Below are 21324 nucleotides of genomic sequence, written 5' to 3' on the forward strand. Positions count from 1 at the left end.
GCACCGACGGTCATGACTGCTCCTCCAAGTCCACGGTCATGGCTTCCAGCACCCGCTTGAACCGCTCTACAAGCTTGTCGATCCTCGCCTCGCCGAATACGTCTGTATCGAACTCGACGCGTAGGCCTATTTCATGGCCTGGCACGGCTTGCACCGAAAGCGGGTAGTGGTTGTATTCCCGATTCGTGAATCCAGTAATAGTTAACTCGTCAACGGCCGATAGCGCGGCAGTATCGAGGGGATAGTTCTCGTACACGAACATTGTGTCGAAAATTAGGTCATGTCCCGTTACACGATGGATGTCATTCAGTGCTAAATGCTGATGGTCCAGGGTGTTGGTGTAGGTACGTTGTAGCTGGTCAAGCAGGTCGGCAATGGTGGTTTCAGCGCCGATAGTCGCCCGCACCGGGACGGTATTGATTAAAAGGCCCACCATGGCCTCGGATCCGGCCAATTCGGTCGGACGTCCCGAAACCGCTGTGCCAAACACCACATCGTGCTGTCCGGTCAGCCACATCAGCAGCTGCGCCCAGGCCGCCTGTAGCACCGTGCTGACGGTGGTGCGGCATGAGCGGGCCAATTCGCCCAGCAGACGGCTGGTATCCGCGGACACGTGAAACTCCGCAACACCGCGCGGACCAAGGGCCATCCGCCCGGACGGGCCCACCAGCGTCGGGGTGTCGAAACCCGCGAGCACCTCGCGCCACGCCGCCTGAGCCGCGGCACGGTCTTGCTCGGACAGCCAGGTGATGAAGTTGCGGTACGGCACCGGCGCGGGTAGCCGCACCCCGAAGTAGCTGGCGAAGATCTCTTGCAGCAGTAGCGGCTTGGACCAGCCGTCGAGCACGATGTGGTGGTTGGTCAGCACGAACCGGTAGGTGTTCTCCGCGGTGCGGATCAGGGCGCCCCGGAACGGCGGCTGCCCGGCCAGATCACACACGGCGACGCGTTCGGCGGTGGACAACCGCTCGATCTGCTCCGCGATGTCGCCGTCGGTGTCCAGTTCGACGTACTGCCAGGCCAGCGCCGGATCGGTCGTCATGACCTGTACCGGCTCCGCGAAGTCCTCGGAGAAGCTGGCGACCACGTTGGGGTGGCGGGTGATGACTGTGTGCACCGCCTTCCGCAGCCGCTCCGGATCGACGGCGCCAGTGACGGAGATGTCGAGCTGCACCGCATAGAGGTCCTCGCCGCCCTGGGCGGTGCCGGTGTGGAACAACAGTCCCTGCTGCAACGGGGTGAGCGGCAGCACGTCGGCGATCTGGTACTGCTGCTGCAGTTCGTCGAGGTCGCGCTGGCTGAGGCGGGCGGGCGCGATGTCCGACGGGGTCAGGCCGCCGCCGCCGTTGCGCACGTGCGCACAGATGCCGGCCAGGGCGTCGAACCACAGTTCGCTGAGCCGGCCGATCTGCTTCTCGTCCAGCGCCGAGCGCGCCCACGTCCAGTTGGCTTGCAGGTGCGGGCCGTCCGCGGTGTCCATGGTGCCGGCGTTGAGCTCCACCGTGTGCGGCAACGGCAGCGCCACCGCGCCGGCCGCACCGGCGAGCGCGAAGCTGTCCGGATCCAGCTGCCACAGATCGGCCGACAGTTCGGCGGCCCCGCCGGCGAGCCGACCCAGATAGTTGAATCCGATGACCGGATCCGAACCATCCAGTGCCGCTTCGGGATTCAGGTAGCGCAGCAGACCGTAGGTCAAGCCGTCGGGCAACGCGCGCAGCTGTTCCTTGGCGTCCTTGATCAGCCCGCCCAGAGCCGCGTCACCGCCGACCACCTGGCCCCAGGAGAGTCCACCGATCCGCAACGACACCGGGTACTTCGCGGTGAACCAGCCGACCGTGCGGGACAGGTCCACCTGCGGGCCCAGCTCTTCGTTGCGTCCGTGGCCCTCCACGTCGATCGCGATCGGCGCGCCGGTGCCCACGAACTGGGTCCAGGCCAAGCCGAACGCGATCAGCAGAATGTCTTGCACCCCGGCGTGGAACGCCGCGGGCACCTCACCCAGCAGCAGCCGGGTCGTCTCGACGTCCAACGACGCCGAGAGCTGTCCGGCCGTCACGTAGGTGTCCTCGGGCTGCGCCTCCGGCAGCACCGCCGGGATGGCGGCCACCTGCCGCCACTCCTCCAGCCGCTCGACCACCTCGGGCCGGCGCGCGTATTCATCCAGCAGCGACGACCACCGCGCGAACGAGGTGCCGCCCACCGGCAGCGCCACCTGCTGGCCGCTGTGGTGCTGCGCCCAGGCGATGTTGAGATCTTCGATCAGGGTCCGCCAGGACACCCCGTCGACGGCGAGGTGGTGGATGATCAACGCCAATTGGTTTGTCGCAGTTGCCCATACGGCACGCAACAGCACACCGTCAGCCAGGTTCAACCGCGACCGGGCGTCGACCAGCGCCGCTTCGGACAACACGTCGACCGACTCCACGCAGTCGCCGGCCTGCACCGAGCCCGCCTCGGGCACGTCGAGCGACCAGCCGCCGACGCCGTCGTCCTCGACGCGCATCCGCAGCATCGCGTGCCGATCCAGCAGCGCCTGCACCACCACCGGTACGTCGTCGAACGTGACCTCAGCCGGCGCCGTCAGCACCATGGTCTGGTTGAACTGCTCGACCGGACCGTCCATGTTCTGCAGCCAGCGCATGATCGGGGTGGCCACCACGGCGCCCAGCCCCTCGTCGACCTCGTCGTTGCCGCTGGCCACCGTGGCGACTCGCGCCAGCTTGGCCACCGTCTGCTCGACGAAGACGTCCCGCGGGCGGCACACCACTCCGGCCGCCCGGGCGCGCGCCACCACCTGCATCGACAGGATGCTGTCGCCGCCGAGGTCGAAGAAGGAGTCGTCGACACCGACGCGCTCCACCCCCAGCACCTGGGCGTAGATGCCGGCCAGGATCTCCTCGATCGCGCTCACCGGCGCCCGGTAACGGTCGGCGTCCTGGTATTCCGGAGCCGGCAACGCGCGGGTGTCCAGCTTGCCGTTGACCGTCAGCGGCAGCGCGTCGAGCACCACCACGGCCGAGGGCACCATGTAGCTCGGCAACCGCTCGCCGAGCTGGGTGCGAACCTCGGCCGGGTCGGCGGTTCCGGTCACGTAGCCGACCAGGCGCTTGTCGCCGGGGCGGTCCTCGCGGGCGATCACCGCCGCGTGCTCGACCCCGGACAGCGAGGCGAGGGCGGCCTGGATTTCGCCGAGTTCGATGCGGTAGCCGCGGATCTTGACCTGTTCGTCGGCGCGGCCCATGTATTGCAGCTGACCGTCGGCGCCCCAGCGCACCAGGTCGCCGGTGCGATACATCCGCGCACCCGGGGCCCCGTACGGGCATGCCACGAACCGCGTGGCCGACAGGCCCGCACGGCCGACATATCCGGCGGCCAGCCCGCCACCGGCGACGTACAGCTCACCGACCACCCCGACGGGCACCTGGCGCAACCAGCCGTCGAGCACGAAGAAGGCGAGGTTGGCCAGCGGCACACCGATGGGGCTGACGTTGCGGTCGACGTCTTCGCCGACGATCTCCCGGAACGACGCGTGCACCGTCGTCTCGGTGATGCCATACATATTGATCATCCGGGGCAGACCCGGGTGACGGTGCAGCCACGTCGACAACCGGTGCGGTTCCAGCGCCTCACCACCGAAAACCACCGTCTGCAACTTCAGCTGCTCACCCAATTCGGGCGCCAACGCGTCGGCGCTCTGCAACGCATAGAACGCCGACGGGGTCTGGCTCAGCACGCTGACCTGCTCGCGAACGAGCAACGCATGCAGGTCTTCAGCGGAGCGCACCACCGCATCCGGCACCACGACCAGGCGTCCGCCGTACAGCAGTGAGCCGAAAACCTCCCATACCGAGAAGTCAAACGCCAGCGAATGACATTGCGTCCACACCTGGCCCAACCCGAGTTGAGCATCCAGTGTCTCCAGCAACAACGTCACGTTGCTGTGCGGGATGGCGACGCCTTTAGGCGTGCCCGTGGTGCCCGAGGTGTAGATGATGTACGCGATGTTTTCCGGGGCCGGAACCGGCAGGGCCGTCGTCGGGTGGGTGGCCACGGCGGGGTCGTCGATGTCGACGATCAGGCCGTCGAACCCGTCCAGCCGGGAACGCACCTCGGCGGTGGTCACCGCCGCGACCGGCGCGGCGTCGCCGAGCACGAACTCCAGGCGCGCCGCCGGCACGCCCGGGTCGATCGGCACGTAGGCCGCCCCGGTCTTGAGCACGGCGAAGATCGCCATCACCGCTTCGGCGGACCGCGGGATCACCACGGCCACCCGTTGCCCCGGGCCGGCACCCTGCTCCGTGAGCAGGTGCGCCAACCGGTTTGCCGACTCCTCGACCTCGCGGTAGGTCCACGACCGCTCGCCGCAGGTGATCGCCACCGCGTCGGCGGCGCGGGCCACCTGCGCGGCGAACATCGCCGGAATCGACGCCTGCCCACCCGGCCGGCGCGCCAGCATCGCCCGGTTGCCCCAGGCGTCGAGCCGCTCGTGCTCGGCGGCGTCGAGCAGATCGATCGACGAAAGTCGTTGTGCGGGATCGGCCGTCATGGTCGCCATCACCTGACGCAACCGCTCGATCAGCCTTTCGACGACGGACGCCTCGAACACCTCGGTGTCGTACTCGACGCGCAGGCTCAGTTCGTGTCCCGGCGTGGCCACCACGGAAAGCGGGTAGTGGTTGAATTCGCGGCTGCTGAATTCGGTGACGGCCAATTCCTGGACGCCCAGCAACGCACCGGCATCGATCGGGTAGTTCTCGTACAAGAAGAGCGTGTCGAACAGTTGGTCGTGGCCGGTGACGCGGTGAATCTCGTTGAGCGCCAAGTGTTCATGTTCGAGAGTCTCGGCGTGGACGCGTTGCAGCTGCTCGAGCAGGTCGGCGACGGTGGTCGCGGCGGCGATGTTGGCCCGCACCGGAACGGTGTTGATCAACAAACCGACCATCGCGTCCGCGCCGGGCAGCTCGGTGGGCCGGCCCGAGACGGCGGTGCCGAAGGCCACGTCGTGCTGGCCAGTCAGCCAGGTCAGCAGCTGCGCCCACGCACCCTGCAGCACGGTGCTGACGGTGGTGCGGCTGGAGCGCGCCAATTCGCTCAGGGCGCGGGTGGTGTCCGCCGACACCGTATAGCTGGCAACGGCACGCCGGCCGATCTTGCCCGGCGGCGCCACCAGCGTGGGTGCTTCGAATCCGTCGAGCGCCTCGGCCCAGGCCGCTTGGGCGCCGGCTCGATCCTGAGCGGCGAGCCACATCAGGTAGCTGCGATACGACGGGGGCGCGGGTAGCCGCTCGCCGTAGTAGCCGGCGAACACCTCGCGCATCAGGACCGGCAACGACCAGCCGTCGATGACGATGTGGTGAATGGTGAGCAGGAACCGGTGCCGGTCGGGCGCGGTGCGGATCAACGCGGCCCGGAAGGCAGGCTGGCCGGCTAGGTCGCAGACCGCGGTGCGTTCGGCCGCGGACAGCTGCTCGACCTGTTCGTCGACGTCACCGCCGGTCAGCTCGACGTAGTTCCACGCCATCACCGGCTCGGCCGGAATGATCTGCACCGGCTCGCCGAATTCGTCGAGGAACCGGGCCGCCAGGTTGGGGTGGCGGTTGACGACGGTCTGCACCGCGTCGCGAAGCCGTTGTGAGTCAAGGGAACCGCTCACGGTGATGCCGAGCTGCACCGCGTAGAGGTCTTCGAGTTCCTGCGCGAAGCTGGTGTGGAAGAGCAACCCCTGCTGGACGGGGCTGAGCGGCAAGACGTCGGCGATCTGGTGCTGCCGGCAGAGCTCGTCGATCTGCTGCTGGTCCAGGCGGGCGGGCGCGATGTCGGACGGGGTCAACCCGCCGCCCCCGGCGCGCACGTGGGCGCAGATCCCGGTGAGGGCCTCAAACCACAACTGGCTCAACCGGTTTACCTGGTCGTCGGTCAGCGCCGACGGTGCCCACCGCCAGTTGGCGTGCAGGTTCGGGCCGGCCTCGGTGTCCATGGTGCCCGCGTTGAGTTCCACGGTGTGCGCCAAGGGCATTGCCACCGCGGTGGCCACGGCGGCCGATGACAGGCTGTCCTCGCTGACGCGCCAAAGTTCCTCGGAGAGGTCGGCTCCCGCGGCCAACCGGCCCAGGTAGTTGAACCCGATCACCGGGTCGGGACCGTCCAGGTCGACTTCGGTGTTCAGGTAACGCAACAGCCCATAGGTCAGACCGTCGGGCAGGGTGCGCAGTTGCTCCTTGGCGTCCTTGATCACCGCTCCCAGCGCGGCGTCACCGGCGACCACCTTCGACCAGTTCAGCCCGCCGTTGATCGTCAGCGCCGCAGGGTATTTGGTGGTGAACCAGCCCACCGTGCGCGACAGGTCCACGCGCGAAGCCACCTCTTCGTGGCGGCCGTGGCCTTCGATGTCGATGCCGATCGGGGCGGCTTCACCCAAGAATTCGGTGAACGCCAGCCCGAACGCGATCAGCAGAATGTCTTGCACCCCAGCGTGAAACGCCGCGGGCACCTCCCCCAGCAGCAGCCGGGTGGTGTCGACATCCAGCGACGCCGTCAACTGACCGGCGGTCGCGTAGGTGTCCTCGGCCTGCACCGCCGGCAGCGCCGCCGACGTGGCGGCCACCTGCCGCCACGCATCGGCCTGCGCGGTCACCGCCGGGCTCTGCGCGTAGTCGGCGAGCAGCGAAGACCAACGGGCAAAAGACGTTCCGGGCGCAGGCAAGGCCACCGGCTGGGCGTTGTGAAGCTGGGCCCAGGCGATGTTGAGGTCTTCGATCAGGGTCCGCCACGAGACGCCGTCGACGGCAAGGTGATGAATGACCAACGCCAACTGGCTTGTCGCACTTGCCCACACCGCGCTCACCAGCGCCCCGTCGGCCACATTGAGCCGACCGCGGGCCTCGATCAGTGCCGCGTCGGACAACGTGTCGACCACGCGCAGGCGGTCGTCGGCCTGCACCGAGCGCACCTCGGGTGCCTCCAGGGACCAGCCGCCGGCGCCGTCGTCCTGCACGCGCAGCCGCAGCATGGGATGACGATCCAGCAGCGCCTGCAGCACCGCCGCCACGTCGGTTTCGCTCACGCCGGCGGGAGCCGCCAGCACCATGGTCTGGTTGAACTCGTCGATCGGGCCGTCGATGGTCTGCAGCCAGCGCATGATCGGGGTGGCCACCACCGGCCCGATCCCCTCGTCGGCCGCACCGAACTCACCGTCGGCCGCCACCTCGGACACCCGCGCCAAGCGAGCGACCGTCTGCTCCACGAAAATGTCTCGCGGACGGCAGATCACGCCGGCCGTGCGGGCCCGCGACACCACCTGCATCGACAGGATGCTGTCGCCGCCGAGGTCGAAGAAGGAGTCGTCGACGCCGACGCGCTCCACCCCCAGCACCTGGGCGTAGATGTCGGCCAGGATCTCCTCGATCGCGTCGGCCGGGGCCCGATACTCGCTCGCGGCGTATTCGGGCGAGGGCAGGGCGCGTTTGTCGAGCTTGCCGTTGCCGGTCAACGGCAGGGTATCCAGCACCATCACCGCGGTCGGGACCATGTAGGGCGGAAGCTTGTCGGCCAGCGCGGCGCGCACGGCGGCGGGGTCGGCCGTTCCGGTGATGTAGCCCACCAGGCGCTTGTCGCCGGGGCGGTCCTCGCGGGCGATCACCGCGGCCTGGTCCACCCCGTCGAGTCCGGCCAGCACGGCCTGGATCTCGCCGAGTTCGATGCGGTAGCCGCGGATCTTGACCTGCTCGTCGGCGCGGCCCAGGTACTGCAGCTGTCCGTCGGGACCCCAGCAGACCAGGTCGCCGGTGCGGTACATCCGCGCGCCCGGACCGCCAAAGGGGTTGGCCACGAACCGCGACGCGGTCAGGCCGGCCCGGCGCACGTAGCCGTGCCCGACGCCGCGACCCGCCAGGTACAACTCGCCGACCACGCCGGCGGGCACCGGCTGCAGCCACTTGTCGAGCACGAACATGGCCGCGCCGGCTATCGGGGAGCCGATCGGCACCACCGGCGATCCGGGCACCAGCGGCATGCTGATCGATGCGCACACCGTGGTCTCGGTCGGACCATAGGCGTCGAGCATCACCCGCCCGGGCGCCGCCCACCGATCGACGACGTCGGTCGGGCAGGCCTCACCGGCCACCACCAGCGCCGTGGCCTCCAGGCCTTCGGCCGGCAGCATCGCCACCGCCGACGGGGTCTGGGTAAGCACGCTGACTTTCTCCGCGACCAGCAGGTCGTGCAGATCGGCCGGCGAGGACGCCACCGATTCGGGCACGATCAGCAGCCGCCGACCGCGCAGCAGGGCGCCGTAGATCTCCCACACCGAGAAGTCGAACGCCGAGGAGTGGCATTGCGTCCACACGTTCCCCTTGGGCAATCCTGCGTCGAGCGACTCGATCAGCCACGCGACGTTGAAGTGAGGAATCGCAACGCCTTTGGGGGTTCCGGTGGTTCCGGAGGTGTAGATGATGTACGCGGTGTTCTCGGGAGCGGGCAGCCGCAGGGCGGTGTCGGGCTGGCTGTCGATGGCCGGATCGTGCACATCGACGACCAGGACGTCATGGTCGTCCAGCCGCGAGCGCAGCTCCGCCGTGGTGATCACCGCACTGGGTGCCGCGTCTTCAAGCACGAAGTCCATCCGCGACGACGCGTGCGCCGGATCGATCGGCACGTACGCCGCCCCGGTCTTAAGCACCGCCAGCATCGAAACGATCGCGTCGGCACACCTGGGGAACAGCACTGCCACACAGTCCCCGGGGCCGACTCCGCGGTCGGCGAGCAGATGGCCCAACCGGTTGGAGGCCGCGTCGAGTTCCGCGTATGTCATGGAGCGGCCGTCGAATGTCACCGCTAACGCGTCAGGCGTGCTCTGCACGTGCTCGGCGAATGCCTGGGGAATCGACACGGGTGCGGGCACGGGCTCGTGCAGTGCCGGCCGGTTGCTCCACTCGTCCAGGAGAGCCGGCTCGTCCGGGGCCAGGAGATCGATCGACGACAGCGGCCGTTCCGGGTCGGCGGTCATCTCCTCCAGGATCCGCTGCAGCCTGCCCGCCAGGTCGGCAACACCGAAGCCGGCGAACGGCTGGCCCGGGCCCGCGGTGCTGAGGAATAGCTGGTCACCGGCGCCGAGGAAGAACAGGCCGAAGTGCCCGACCGGGCCATGGTTCGTGTACGACGCGGTCGCCGGGGAGCCGGCGAGGTCCAGCGTCAGCCGGGACGGGATGAAGTTGATCCCGACCCGATTCGGCGCTTGCCGCAGCCCGTCGCCCTCGAGGGTGTGCACCGGAAAGCGCTGGTGACGCAGGAGTTCACGGATCCGGGTGTCGACGTGCTTGCAGAAATCGGCGACGGTCGATTGCGGCTCCGTCGCCAGGACCAGCGGCACCACGCCGGCGAGCATCGCGGGAAGCGTTTTCGACTCCGGCCGCACGCGCCGGCTGACCGGGAAGTCGAGCGCCACCTCCGAGCCGCTACCGGACCACCCGCGCACCAGCAGGGCGCAAGCGGCGGTGGTGACCGAAAAGCGCCTGATGGCAAGCTTTTTCGACAGCTCCTTGATGCGGTTGGCAACCGAGGGGTCCAACTGTACGGATGCGGACGGCGAGTAATGGTCGCGCTCGCCGACGGCGTCGGGCAGGCGATCCACCGGTCCGCTCTCCGGCGGCAGGTGCTCGCTCCAATAGGCCTTGTCTTCGGCGTAGTCCTCGGAGGCTTCGTACCCCGACTCCAGGTCCACCAAGTCCTGCACCGAGCCGAAGTAGGCGTCGGGAATCGGCTTTCCGGCCACCATCGCGGAGTAAATGGTCGCAACCCGGCGGCAAACAAGGGCCATGCCCAGACCGTCGATGGCGATGTGGTGGCAGCAACCAAACAAATAGAATTCGTCGGGCCCTGTTTGAAACAGCACGAATTTGAACAGTTGGCCGTTCAACGCCATCGGGGTGTGCTGGATGGACGAAGCCCTTTCGCGGGCTTCCTGCACGGGGTCCGCCGCGCTCCTCAGGTCGTCGAACGTCAGCTCGACCAGCGGGTAGTCGACCGGCTTCTGCACGACCTGGCCGTCGACCTCGAAGAACGAGACCCTGCCCGGCTCGGCCTCGCCGACCGCCTGGGTAATCGCCTGCTCGAGCGCATCACGATGGACGATGCCGTCGATTCTGACCAGGAGACCGAGCTGCCATTGCGTGCCGGCGAATCCGGCTTCTTGGGACAGCCAGATATCGAGCTGCCCGCGCGTTAGCGGAAGTGCCCGATCTTCCCTCTCCATCGACTCCCCCAAGTCTCCACCGCCACCACCCGCCCCGTACCCAGGCTGCTTATTCGTCAAAACCCCGGCCCGTTGCGAGCTTGTCGCGCAGGCTCTTCGGCCGAATGTCAGGCCAGTGCTGCTCGATGTACTCCAAACACGAGGCTCGGTCGGCTTCGCCGTGGACGACTCGCCAGCCGGCTGGAACATCGGCGAAGGCCGGCCACAAGCTGTGTTGCTCCTCGTCGTTCACAAGGACGAAAAAGCTGCCGTTGTCGTCGTCGAATGGGTTGATGCTCACAATTCTCCAGGATGCATAGTGGACATGAGTGGAACAGGTCCAAACCATAGTTGAGCCCTAGATCGCTCGCCCGTGGTTTGGTTAAAGTCCCTGGTGACCCAGAAGGCGTTGATGCCATCCAGTGATTGGTGTGCGGCGGGGCCCCGATGCCCCAAATTCGCAGCAGTGACCTGCGTCAATGGCGTTGGCTGCGAAATTTCGCTATTGGAGCAGGCACGTCCTTCAGGCCGATGAAGTTATTGTGCTTGTCGCCACACAGCCTAGCCGAAGCCACAGAGCCGGGAAAATCACCCAGATACGAAAGCGACCCGGCTACGGTGACGAACCTTGAACCGTCTGCGCCTGTGACACGTGCCGTGTGTTGTGCTTAGGTGGCGATGCGGCGTCGCGGGGGTCCTCGGGCGGATTCGCGATCAGCGCGACGTCGTTAAACGCCGTAGGCATTACGATCCCGCAACGCGTTCGCAAAGCACCGATGCGGAAGCGACTGGCGTGGTTTACTCATCAAGACCTGGTCGCGCTCCCTGGGGGCGGGACTCGCAAGAGGTGACAAAAAAACGACTGGTCGGCGACGGGCCCAGCATTCGGAGCCGTGTCGCCTGGCGCGTTGCGACCGGTGTGTAGTTGCATGGTCGGGAGCGAACACCGAGCGGGCGCGACACGGCTGAAGGGGGTGCAGTGGTCAATTCGGATGTCCGGGCCCGGCCTGACAACACCATCGCGGAAGGACGAGACATTAGCCAACGTCGTTTCCTAGGCTTTGGTCGTCGATCTTCAACGGCACCCGCGCAGCGAAGCGGCTCTCAGCCGACGCGCACGAAAAAGGGTCCTGGGTTGTTCAGCTTCCTGGGCCGGCTGTGGATCCCGCTGGTCATCGTGGCGGTCGTTGTCGCTGGAGGTATGACAGTCTCGCGGTTGCACGGCGTCTTCGGTTCCGAGAAGCGCCCGTCATATGCCGAATCCAGGCAGCAGGACACCAAACCGTTCAACCCCAAGCACGTGAAGTATGAGGTCTTCGGCCCCGCCGGGTCGACGGCCGACATCAGCTACTTTGACGCCAACGGCGAGCCGAACCACATCAACGGTATCGAGTTGCCGTGGTCGTTCGACATCTCGACGACGCTGCCATCGATCGTGGGAAATGTGGTCGCGCAAGGTAATAGCGATAGTCTCGGCTGCCGCATCGTGGTCGACGGTGTCGTCAAAGCCGAGAGGATCTCGCACGAATTGAACGCCTTCACCTACTGCGTGTTGACGGCCACATGAGTACCCACCACCAACTGGAAACCCAGCCGGCCGCGCGACCACGGATAGCGCGGATCATCCACCGCCTCTCGGTTCCCATCATCTTGGGCTGGCTGGGGATCGCCGTCCTGCTCAGCGTCAGCGTCCCGCCACTGGACAAGGTCGAGGCCGAGCACGCGGTCTCGCTGAGCCCGTTGGGCGCACCGTCCTTCAAGGCCATGGAGCGCCTCGGCCAGGACTTCCACGAGACCAACTCCGGCGCTCTGGCGATGATCCTGCTGGAGGGCCAGCAGCAACTCGGCGACGAGGCGCACACGTATTACGACCGCTTGGTCACGCTTCTGGAAAACGACCACGCGCATGTGCAGCACGTCCAGAACTTCTGGGGCGACCCGCTGACCCGCGGCGCCGCGCAAAGCCAGGACGGTAAGGCCGCATACGTACAGGTGAACCTGAACGGTAACCAGGGCGCGGCCGCGGGTGACGCGTCCGTGGCGGCCGTTCGAAAGATCGTGCAGGAGGCTTCGCCCCCGCCGGGATTAAAGGTCTACGTGACCGGGCCCGCACCCATCATCGCGGACATGAATATCGCCGGTCAGCAGAGCATCATGCTGGTTACGCTGGTCAGCCTTGCCGTGATCTTCCTGACGTTGCTGCTCGTCTATCGCTCGATTGTCACGGTCATTCTTTTGTTGCTGATCGTCGGCCTTGAATTGCAGATCGCGCGCGGAATGGTCGCGCTGATCGGCCACCTCGGGTTGGTCGGCCTTACCACTTTTGCCGTCAACCTGCTGGTCGCCGCTGTTATTGCGACGGGTACCGACTACGGCATTTTCTTCGTCGGCCGATATCAAGAGGCGCGGGATGCGGGCGAAAGCCGAGAAGAGGCCTTCTACACCACATTCAACGGTGTCGCCAAGGTCGTTTTGGCATCCGGGTTGACCATCGCCGGCGCGGTGCTCTGCCTCAGCTTCACCCGACTTCCTTTTTTCCAGCCGCTGGGTATCCCCTGCGCCGTCGGTATCTCCGTCGCGGTCCTGGTCGCGATAACGCTGGGCCCGGCCCTTCTGGCCGCCGGAGCCCGGTTCGGTCTGTTCGACCCACGGCGTGCACTCTCGACCCGCAGGTGGCGACGGATCGGTACGGCCGTCGTGCGGTGGCCGGCGCCCATCCTCATCGCCTCGCTGGCCGTCTCGCTGATCGGGCTGTTGACGCTGCCGAATTACAAGCCCAGTTACGACGACCAGAAATTCATTCCGGACCGCATTCCCGCCAACGTGGGGTATGCGGCCGCGGCCCGGCACTTCCCCGGCCAGCGCATGTCGATGCCCGAAATTCTCTTGATCGAGACCGATCATGACTTGCGTAACCCGACGGACATGCTCGTCCTCAATAAACTCGCCAAGGGCGTGCTGGCGGTCCCCGGAATCGCGACGGTGCAGACCGTGACCCGCCCCGAGGGAGCGCCCCTGCAGCACACGACGATTCCTTGGATCATCAGCATGGGTCAGGCGAGCCAGATGCAGAACATGGCTTTCCAAAAAGACCGCATGAACGACATGCTCACCCAGGCCAACGAGCTGGGAAAGATGATCGGCCTCATGCAGCACATGCTGGACCTGATGAAAGAGCTCGTCGCCACGACGCACCACATGGTCGGGACGACGCATGAAATGCAGGACATCACATCAGATTTGCGCGATCACATTTCCGACTTCGAGGATTTCTGGCGCCCGCTCCGCAGCTACTTCTACTGGGAAAAGCACTGTTACGACATCCCGATCTGCTTCTCGCTGCGATCCATCTTCGATACGCTCGATGGCGTTGACCTGATCAGCGACAAACTGGGCGACCTGGTGAAGGACCTCGATCAGCTGGATGCGGTCCTGCCGCAGCTGGTCATGCAGATCCCGCCCATGATCGAAACCATGTCGGGCATGCGCACCATGATGCTGACCATGCACAGCACCATGTCCGGCGTCATGGGCCAAATGGATTCGAGCGCAAAGGATCCCAGCGTCATGGGACAGGCGTTCGACGCCTCCAAGAACGACGATTCCTTCTACCTGCCGCCCGGGATCATCAATGGGTCCGAGTCGTTCAAGCGGATCGAGAAGGTGTTCATGTCGCCGGACGGCAAGGACGTCCGTCTGCTCATCTCCCAGCGGGGCGACCCGTCGACGCCCGATGGCCTCAATCGGGTCGAACAGATCAAGACGGCGGCCGAGGAATCGCTCAAGGGCACTCCCCTGGAAAACGCCAAGATCTATTTGACCGGTACCGCGGCGATTACCAAAGATCTGGTGGACGGATCCATGTTCGATCTTTTGATCGCCGGCGTATCCGCGATCTGCCTCATTTTCATCATCATGCTGATCATGACGCGAAGCTTCATTGCCGCCATGGTCATCGTCGGCACGGTTCTGCTATCGCTCGGTGCGTCCTTCGGGTTGTCCGTGCTGGTCTGGCAGTACTTGCTGCACATGCAACTGCACTGGAGTGTGCTTTCCACCTCCGTGATCGTGCTGTTGGCGGTGGGCTCCGACTACAACTTGCTATTGGTCTCCCGCATGAAGGAGGAGTTGGCTGCCGGGATCCACACGGGCATCATCCGCGCCATGGCCGGTACCGGAAAGGTCGTGACGAACGCCGGCTTGGTGTTCGCGTTCACCATGGCCTCGATGGGGGTCAGCGAGCTGCGCAGCATCGGCCAGGTGGGCACGACGATCGGCATCGGCTTGATATTCGACACGTTGATCGTGCGGGCATTCATGACGCCGTCCGTCGCCGCATTGCTGGGACGCTGGTTCTGGTGGCCACAATTGGTGCGCCCCCGCCCGGCCAGCACGATGCTGCGGCACACCGGGCCCCGTCCGTTGGTGCGTTCACTGCTCCTGAAGCAGCCGCAGTAAGTGGCGGCTTTCCGCTTCAAAATGGGAACAGCGACCTTGGGGAACACTGTGACACAGGGCAATAACGTCGCCGGCCTGTCGAGGGCTTTATGACCACGCACCCACCCCGGCCGTCACGCTTCGCGCGGACCATTCGCCACCTTGCGGTGTTCATCATCATCGGTTGGGTGGCGCTGACCCTGCTGGTGACGTTCGGCGTGCCACGGCTCGAGATTGTGGGCCAACAGCATTCGGTGCCGCTCGCTCCTCAAGACGCACCGGCGGTGCAGGCCATGCAGCGCATGGGCCGGGACTTCAAGGAATCCGATTCGGACAGCTTCGCGATGCTGGTTCTGGAGGGACAGCAGCCGCTTGGCGACCAGGCACATGCCTACTACGACAAGCTGGTTGCTGAATTAAAAAGCGACACAAAGCATATCGAGCATGTGCAGGATTTGTGGGGCGATCGCCTCACCGCGGCGGGTGCCCAGAGCCCCGACGGTAAGGCCGTCTATGTGCAGTTGAACCTGGCGGGCAATCAAGGCACCACCCTGGGCCAGGAATCGGTGGCTTCGGTCCGCGACGTGATCGCGCGGACACCACCGCCGCCCGGGGTCAAGGCCTACGTCACCGGTCCGTCGGCGCTGTTCTCCGACATGCAGCTCGCCGGCGACCGATCCATTCTGAAAATGACGATGATCGGCGCCTTGATCATCTTCGTCGTGCTGCTCCTGGTGTACCGCTCGATCACGACCGTCATCTTGTTGTTGCTCACCGTCGGGGTCGAAGTCTTCGCCGCTCGCGGTGTCATCGCCTTCATCGCCAATAACGGCTGGATGCCGCTGTCCACGTTCGCCGTCAACCTGCTGGTGGCCCTGGCAATGGCCGCCGGCACGGACTACGCGATCTTCTTCTTCGGCCGCTATCAAGAGGCGCGCCAGGCCGGCGAAGACCGGCACAGCGCGTACTTCACCACCTATCGCAGCGTCGCCCCCGTCGTCTTGGGTTCCGGTCTGACGATCGCCGGGGCGATGTTGTGCCTGAGCTTCACCCGCATGCCCATCTTCCAAACCATGGGCATGCCCTGCTCCGTGGGCATGCTCATCTCGGTGGTGATCGCCCTGACGTTGGTTCCGGCGGTCCTGACCGTCGGAAGTGGCTTCGGGTTGTTCGACCCGACGCGTGCGATGGGGTTCGGCCGGTGGCGGCGGATCGGCACGGCGATCGTCCGTTGGCCCGCGCCCATTCTGTGCGCGACGATAGCGGTCGCCCTGGTGGGCCTGGTGACCTTGCCCGGCTACCAGACGAGCTACAACAACCGGCTCTACATGCCCGATAACGTTCCCGCCAACGTCGGCTACGCGGCCGCAGACCGCCACTTCAACCAGTCGCGCATGATGCCCGAGATTTTGATGATCGAATCCGATCACGACATGCGGAACTCGGCAGACTTTCTGTTGCTGCACCGACTTGCGAAGGCGGTCTTCGCAGTTCACGGCATCGCTCGTGTGCAGGGCATAACGCGACCCGAGGGAACACCGATCCAGCACACGTCGATTCCGTTCCTGCTCAGCATGCAGCAGGCGACGATGGGTCAGGACTTGAAGTACATGCGGGCGCGCATGGACGACATGCTGATCCAAGCGGACATGATGGCCAAGCAGATCGAGATCATGAAGCGGATATATGCACTTCAGTCCCGCATGACCGACATCACGCACGACTCGATCACGAAGACCAAAGAAATGGCTGATGTTGTTTCGGACTTGCGTGATCATATTTCAGACTTCGAGGATTTCTTCCGGCCGTTGCGCAGCTATTTTTACTGGGAAAAACACTGCTACGACATTCCGATCTGCTTTTCCCTGCGATCCATTTTCGACACGCTCGATGGCGTCGACACGCTTAGCGACAAGATGGTAGGGCTGCTCCAAGATCTCGATCACATGGACAAGCTGATGCCTCAGCTGCTCGAGCAGTATCCGCCGATGATCGCGATGTCCGAGGACATGCGGAACATGATGCTGACGAACCACAGCACCATGTCCGGCATCCTCGGCCAGATGGACAGCAACGACAAGGACGCCACCGCCATGGGGCAGGCGTTCGATGATTCCAAGAACGACGACTCGTTCTATTTGCCTCCCGAGATTTTCGACAACGCGGACTTCAAGCGCGCGATGGCCCAGTTCTTGTCGCCGGACGGGAAGGCCGCTCGCTTCATCATTTCGCACCGGGGCGATCCCGCGACGTCTGAAAGCGTCAACCGCATCGACAAGATCCGGCTGGCGGCCGAAGAGGCGCTCAAGAACACTCCGTTGGAAAACTCCAAGATCTATATCGCAGGTACCGCGTCGACGTTCAAGGACTTCCGGGACGGCTCCACTTACGACCTCTTTATCGCCGGCATTGGTGCGCTGTGCCTGATTTTCATCATCATGCTCATCCTCACCCGAAGTTTCGTGGCCGCCTTGGTCATTGTGGGCACGGTGACGCTTTCGCTGGGCGCATCGTTCGGGATCTCGGTGCTGATCTGGCAGTACATCTTTGGCATCAAGTTGTACTGGATGGTGCTGCCGATGTCAGTGATCGTCTTATTGGCGGTCGGCTCTGACTACAACCTGCTGTTGGTATCCCGTATGAAAGAGGAATTAGCCGGCGGCATAAATACGGGCATCATTCGCGCGATGGGCGGCACCGGTAAGGTCGTGACGAACGCTGGGCTGGTGTTCGCGTTCACCATGGCGTCGATGGTGGTCAGCGACCTGCGCATCATCGGTCAGGTCGGTACCACGATCGGCCTGGGCCTGATGTTCGACACCTTGATCGTGCGCTCGTTCATGACGCCTACCATCGCCGCGCTGCTCGGGCGGTGGTTCTGGTGGCCGCAATTGGTGCGGCCAAGGCCGGCCAGTCTGTTGCTTCGCTCGGTGGGAACGCGTCAATCGGTACGCACCTTGCTCCACCACGACGAGGTCGACATGGATGCCGACACCGCCGAGATCCCGATCGCCAGGCCGACCGTATAGGTGGTCCTCGTCGTTTCGTTGCCCGGATAGCGAGCGGTCAACGCCCTCCGCGAAAAGCGCGACGAGAAAGATTGGACGCCAATGATTTTGCCCGACGGAAAGGCCTGGGCCATCTCCCCTATCGCTATCTATCTATACCGTCCGCACGCCGCATCGCACCGTGAAATACTCGTACCGTGAGTGCACTTGCGATCGAGGTTGTAGGCCTCACAAAGACATTCGGGCGGAACACGCTCGCGTTGAACGGCATCGACTTCTCGGTTCCGGCCGGAACGGTGTGCGGGGTACTCGGCCATAACGGAGCCGGCAAAACCACCACGATCAACATTCTTTCCACGCTGATCCGCCCCAGCTCGGGACGCGCCAGCGTCGCCGGGTATGACATCATCCGCCAGGCGTCCGAGGTACGTGCCAGCATCGGGATGGCCGGGCAGTTCACCGGGATGGATCCGATGCTGACCGGCCGGGAGAACCTGGTCCTGTTCGGCAGGCTGCGCGGATTGAATCGCAAGCGTGCGAAGGCCCGCGCCGACGAACTGCTCGAACAGTTCGATCTCGTCGCCGCCGCCGACCGGCGGCTGTCGACCTACTCGGGCGGCATGTTCCGGCGCGTCGACTTGGCCAGCGCCCTGGTGGTGCCCCCGCGGGTGCTGTTCCTCGACGAGCCGACCACCGGGCTGGACCCACGCAGCCGCCGCGACGTGTGGGCCCTGGTGAGTTCGCTGACCGTGCAAGGCATCACCGTGCTGCTGACCACCCAGTACCTGGAAGAGGCCGACGTGCTCAGCGATTCGATCGTCGTCATCGATCACGGGCAGGTAATCGCCAGCGGCACTGCCGAGGAGCTCAAGCGTGCGGTGGGTACCAGCTACTGCCAGGTGACCCCCGCCAATCCCGTTGACCTGGCTCAGGTCGCGGCGGCGCTGAACGGCCTCGAGGGCGTCGATGTCGACGGCGACACGAATTCGGTGTCAGTGTTCGCACCCGATGGGGTGGCCACGCTGGTCGAGGTGTTCCGACGGGTCGACGCGCTTGGACTCGAGCTCGCCGACATCTCGCTGCGTAAGCCCTCGCTCGACGAGGCTTTCCTGCATCTGACCGAACGGACCGCCGCCCGGTCATGAGCGCCCTGTCCGCCCTCACCGAACGTTCGCTGATGTCGGCGGCTCGCGACGGCGAGATGATCTTTGAGATCCTTTCGCCGGCAGCTTATTTGGCGGGGTTCAGTGTGGCGTTGCACGGCCTGGTCGACACCGGGCACATCAGCTACACGCAATATTTCCTCCCCGCGGTGGTCGCGCAATCGATGATCTTCGTCGGGCTGCTCACCGCGGACCGGGCCGCGCGTGACCACGTGTCCGGGTTCGGCGAGCGAATGCGCACGTTGCCGGTCGCCGCGGCAGCCACCGTGACCGCCCGCACGGCGGCCACCCAGATGCGCGCGGTGCTCTCCCTGTTGGTGGCGCTGATTGCCGGGTATGCCTTCGGTTTCCGGATCACCGGCGGATTCGGCTACGCGGCGGGCTTCCTGCTCATCTCGTTGCTGCTGTGCCTGGCCGTGGGACTGGGCGCCGACGCGCTGGGATCGCGAGCCAAATCTGTTCAGGGAGCCAGCCACCTGCTGTTCGTCCCTCAGCTGCTGCTGTTCATGCTGTCCACCGGCATTGCCCCGGAAAAGACCTTCCCGGAATGGTTGCGCCCCTACGTCCGCAACCAGCCGGTGTCACAGTTCGCCGAGACCCTGCGCGGCCTGGCCACTGGCCACGTGATCCCCGGCAATTTATTGGCCACCCTTGCCTGGTGCCTGGGCATGGTCCTGGTGTTCGGCGCGATCACCTTGCGGATGCAGAGGCGCGGTTAGGTGACGCATCGCCTCGAGCCACAAGGGTCGCTGTGGACTCAAAGCTGGGTTCAGGCCGGCCGGCTCCTGCTCCGCTGGCGGCGCGACCAGGCGGTGCTGCTGGGGTCGTTGCTGCTACCCGTCTGTCTGCTGTTCATCTACAAAATCGTGCTGGGCGAGCAGGTGCAGAGGGTCACGGGCGTGGACAGCATCTACGGCATCGTTCCCATGTGCGCGGTGATCTCCGGGCTGTTCGGGTCCCTGGGCAACTCGGTCGGCATCACCATGGACCGCGAGTCGCGCCTACTCAGCCGGTTGTGGGTGCTGCCGATTCACCGGGCAAGCGCGATCACCGGCTGGATCATCGCCGAGGTAATGCGCGCATTGCTCGGCACCGTGCTGATCACCGCCCTGGGGCTGGCAATGGGGCTGCGCTTCCACCAGGGTTGGCCCGCGGCACTGCTTTTCCTGCTGATTCCGTCGATCGTTGTCACCGGCTTCACCGCTCTGGTGATGGCGATGGCTATACGTAACAACGGCCGCACCGCGATGACCTGGGTGCTGGGCGTCACTTTTGCGCTGGCGTTCGTCAATCCCGGTGCCACGCCGATCAAACTGTTTCCGGATTGGGCTCAGCCGTTGATCCGCGTACAACCCATTTCGCCGCCGATCGAGACGATGCGGTCCTTGGCGCATGGCGGCCCGATCATGTGGCCCCTTGTGACAACATTGATTTGGGCGGTCGCGTTACTCGCGGTGTTCATCCCGGTGGCCGTGCGTGGCTACCGGTTAGCCGCCGAGGCCAACGCGTGACTCACGCTGACCACATACCGGCTAACCCCCTGGTCTCGGTGTGCGTGCCGATGTACAACAACGGCGCAACCATCGAGCGCTGTCTGCGCAGCATCCTGGATCAGGATGGCGTCGAGTTCGAGATCCTTGTCGTCGATGACCAGTCGTCGGATGACGGAGCAAGTATTGCCGCATCCCTGCTGCGTGAGGGAGACCGCCTGATACGCAACGAGTCTCGCCTTGGCCTGAACGGAAACCACAACAAGTGCCTGGAACTCGCCCACGGCGAGTACATCCAGTTCTTGCACGGCGATGATTGGTTACTCCCAGGAGCACTGCGGACGCTCGCCCGCTGTTTCAACGATCCCGCCGTCGGGCTGACCTTCGCACCCCGGCGGGTGCAGACCGACGACCTGCCCTGGAGCGAGCGACGAAAAGCGCCGGGCAAGCTCCACGTCTACTTTGCCAAGCTGCGCGAGCACAACCGCGGATCGTCACTGGTCCTGCAGTTGGTGGCCTTGTGGGGTGCGAGCGCCAACTTGATCGGCGAACCGAGCTGCGTGATGTTCCGGCGCCGGCTGGCACTGGACGCGGGCGGCTTGCGGGACGACGTCTATCAGACCGTCGACCTCGATTTCTGGTTGCGCCTCATGCTGCGGGGAGCGGTTTGCTTTGTACCACAGGAGCTCTCGGTGCGGCACCACACCGCGACCACCGAGTCGGCGAATATCACGAAGGCCCAGCGACACTGGCTCGACCAGCTGCGCATTCTGACCTGGATGATCGTGGATCCGGCGGCTACTGGTCTCGTCCGCGCTGCCGCGACACCATGGTGGTTACTCGCCTGGCTGGGGCTGCTCATCAAGGTGACGCTGTTCGGGCCTCAGCGTTCCTCGCGACTGAAGACGTTGCTGGCGGCTCCCGTTGGGGAGTTCACGCGGGCGAGACGGTTTCGCAAACGGCTCGTGCATACACCGCTAAGTCCGGGCGGTTCATAG

General features: G+C 65.1%; 9 protein-coding genes. 7 read left to right on the plus strand and 2 right to left on the minus strand.

All coding sequences use genetic code 11. The features are described 5' to 3' along the window. Positions 1 to 10: 10 nt before the first annotated feature. Both MTY59_RS23870 and MTY59_RS23875 read right to left on the minus strand, forming a co-directional pair. Complete coding sequence (locus MTY59_RS23870) at positions 11 to 10249, minus strand: non-ribosomal peptide synthetase (protein ID WP_221043342.1); 10239 nt, start codon at positions 10247 to 10249, stop codon at positions 11 to 13. 49 nt (positions 10250 to 10298) lie between these two features. Beyond that, a complete protein-coding gene (locus tag MTY59_RS23875; protein WP_221043343.1) occupies positions 10299 to 10529 on the minus strand; it encodes an MbtH family protein in 231 nt (76 codons plus the stop codon). 846 nt (positions 10530 to 11375) lie between these two features. Here MTY59_RS23875 and MTY59_RS23880 point away from each other — a divergent pair. The 7 genes from MTY59_RS23880 (at position 11376) to MTY59_RS23910 (ending at position 21324) form a co-directional block, all read left to right on the plus strand. After that, a complete protein-coding gene (locus tag MTY59_RS23880; protein WP_221046624.1) occupies positions 11376 to 11795 on the plus strand; it encodes an MmpS family transport accessory protein in 420 nt (139 codons plus the stop codon). Then, complete coding sequence (locus tag MTY59_RS23885; protein WP_221043344.1) at positions 11792 to 14686, plus strand: MMPL/RND family transporter; 2895 nt, start codon at positions 11792 to 11794, stop codon at positions 14684 to 14686. Before MTY59_RS23880 ends, MTY59_RS23885 begins: the two co-directional genes overlap by 4 nt. Before the next feature lie 89 nt (positions 14687 to 14775). Further along, a complete protein-coding gene (locus MTY59_RS23890) occupies positions 14776 to 17694 on the plus strand; it encodes an MMPL/RND family transporter (RefSeq protein ID WP_221043345.1) in 2919 nt (972 codons plus the stop codon). Positions 17695 to 17870: 176 nt separating this feature from the next. Further along, a complete protein-coding gene (locus MTY59_RS23895; protein ID WP_221043346.1) occupies positions 17871 to 18818 on the plus strand; it encodes an ATP-binding cassette domain-containing protein in 948 nt (315 codons plus the stop codon). Next, positions 18815 to 19555, plus strand: a complete 741-nt coding sequence (locus MTY59_RS23900) for an ABC transporter permease (RefSeq protein WP_221043347.1) — start codon at positions 18815 to 18817, stop codon at positions 19553 to 19555. Before MTY59_RS23895 ends, MTY59_RS23900 begins: the two co-directional genes overlap by 4 nt. After that, entirely contained in the window at positions 19556 to 20347 is a 792-nt protein-coding gene (locus MTY59_RS23905) for an ABC transporter permease (protein WP_221043348.1), read from the plus strand. Next, positions 20344 to 21324 carry a glycosyltransferase family 2 protein gene (locus MTY59_RS23910; protein ID WP_284145243.1) on the plus strand — a complete coding sequence of 327 codons (981 nt, stop codon included), beginning with the start codon at positions 20344 to 20346 and terminating at the stop codon, positions 21322 to 21324. The genes MTY59_RS23905 and MTY59_RS23910 overlap by 4 nt, the downstream gene beginning before the upstream one ends.

The sequence above is a fragment of the Mycobacterium senriense genome (assembly GCF_019668465.1).
Lineage (GTDB): Bacteria > Actinomycetota > Actinomycetes > Mycobacteriales > Mycobacteriaceae > Mycobacterium > Mycobacterium senriense.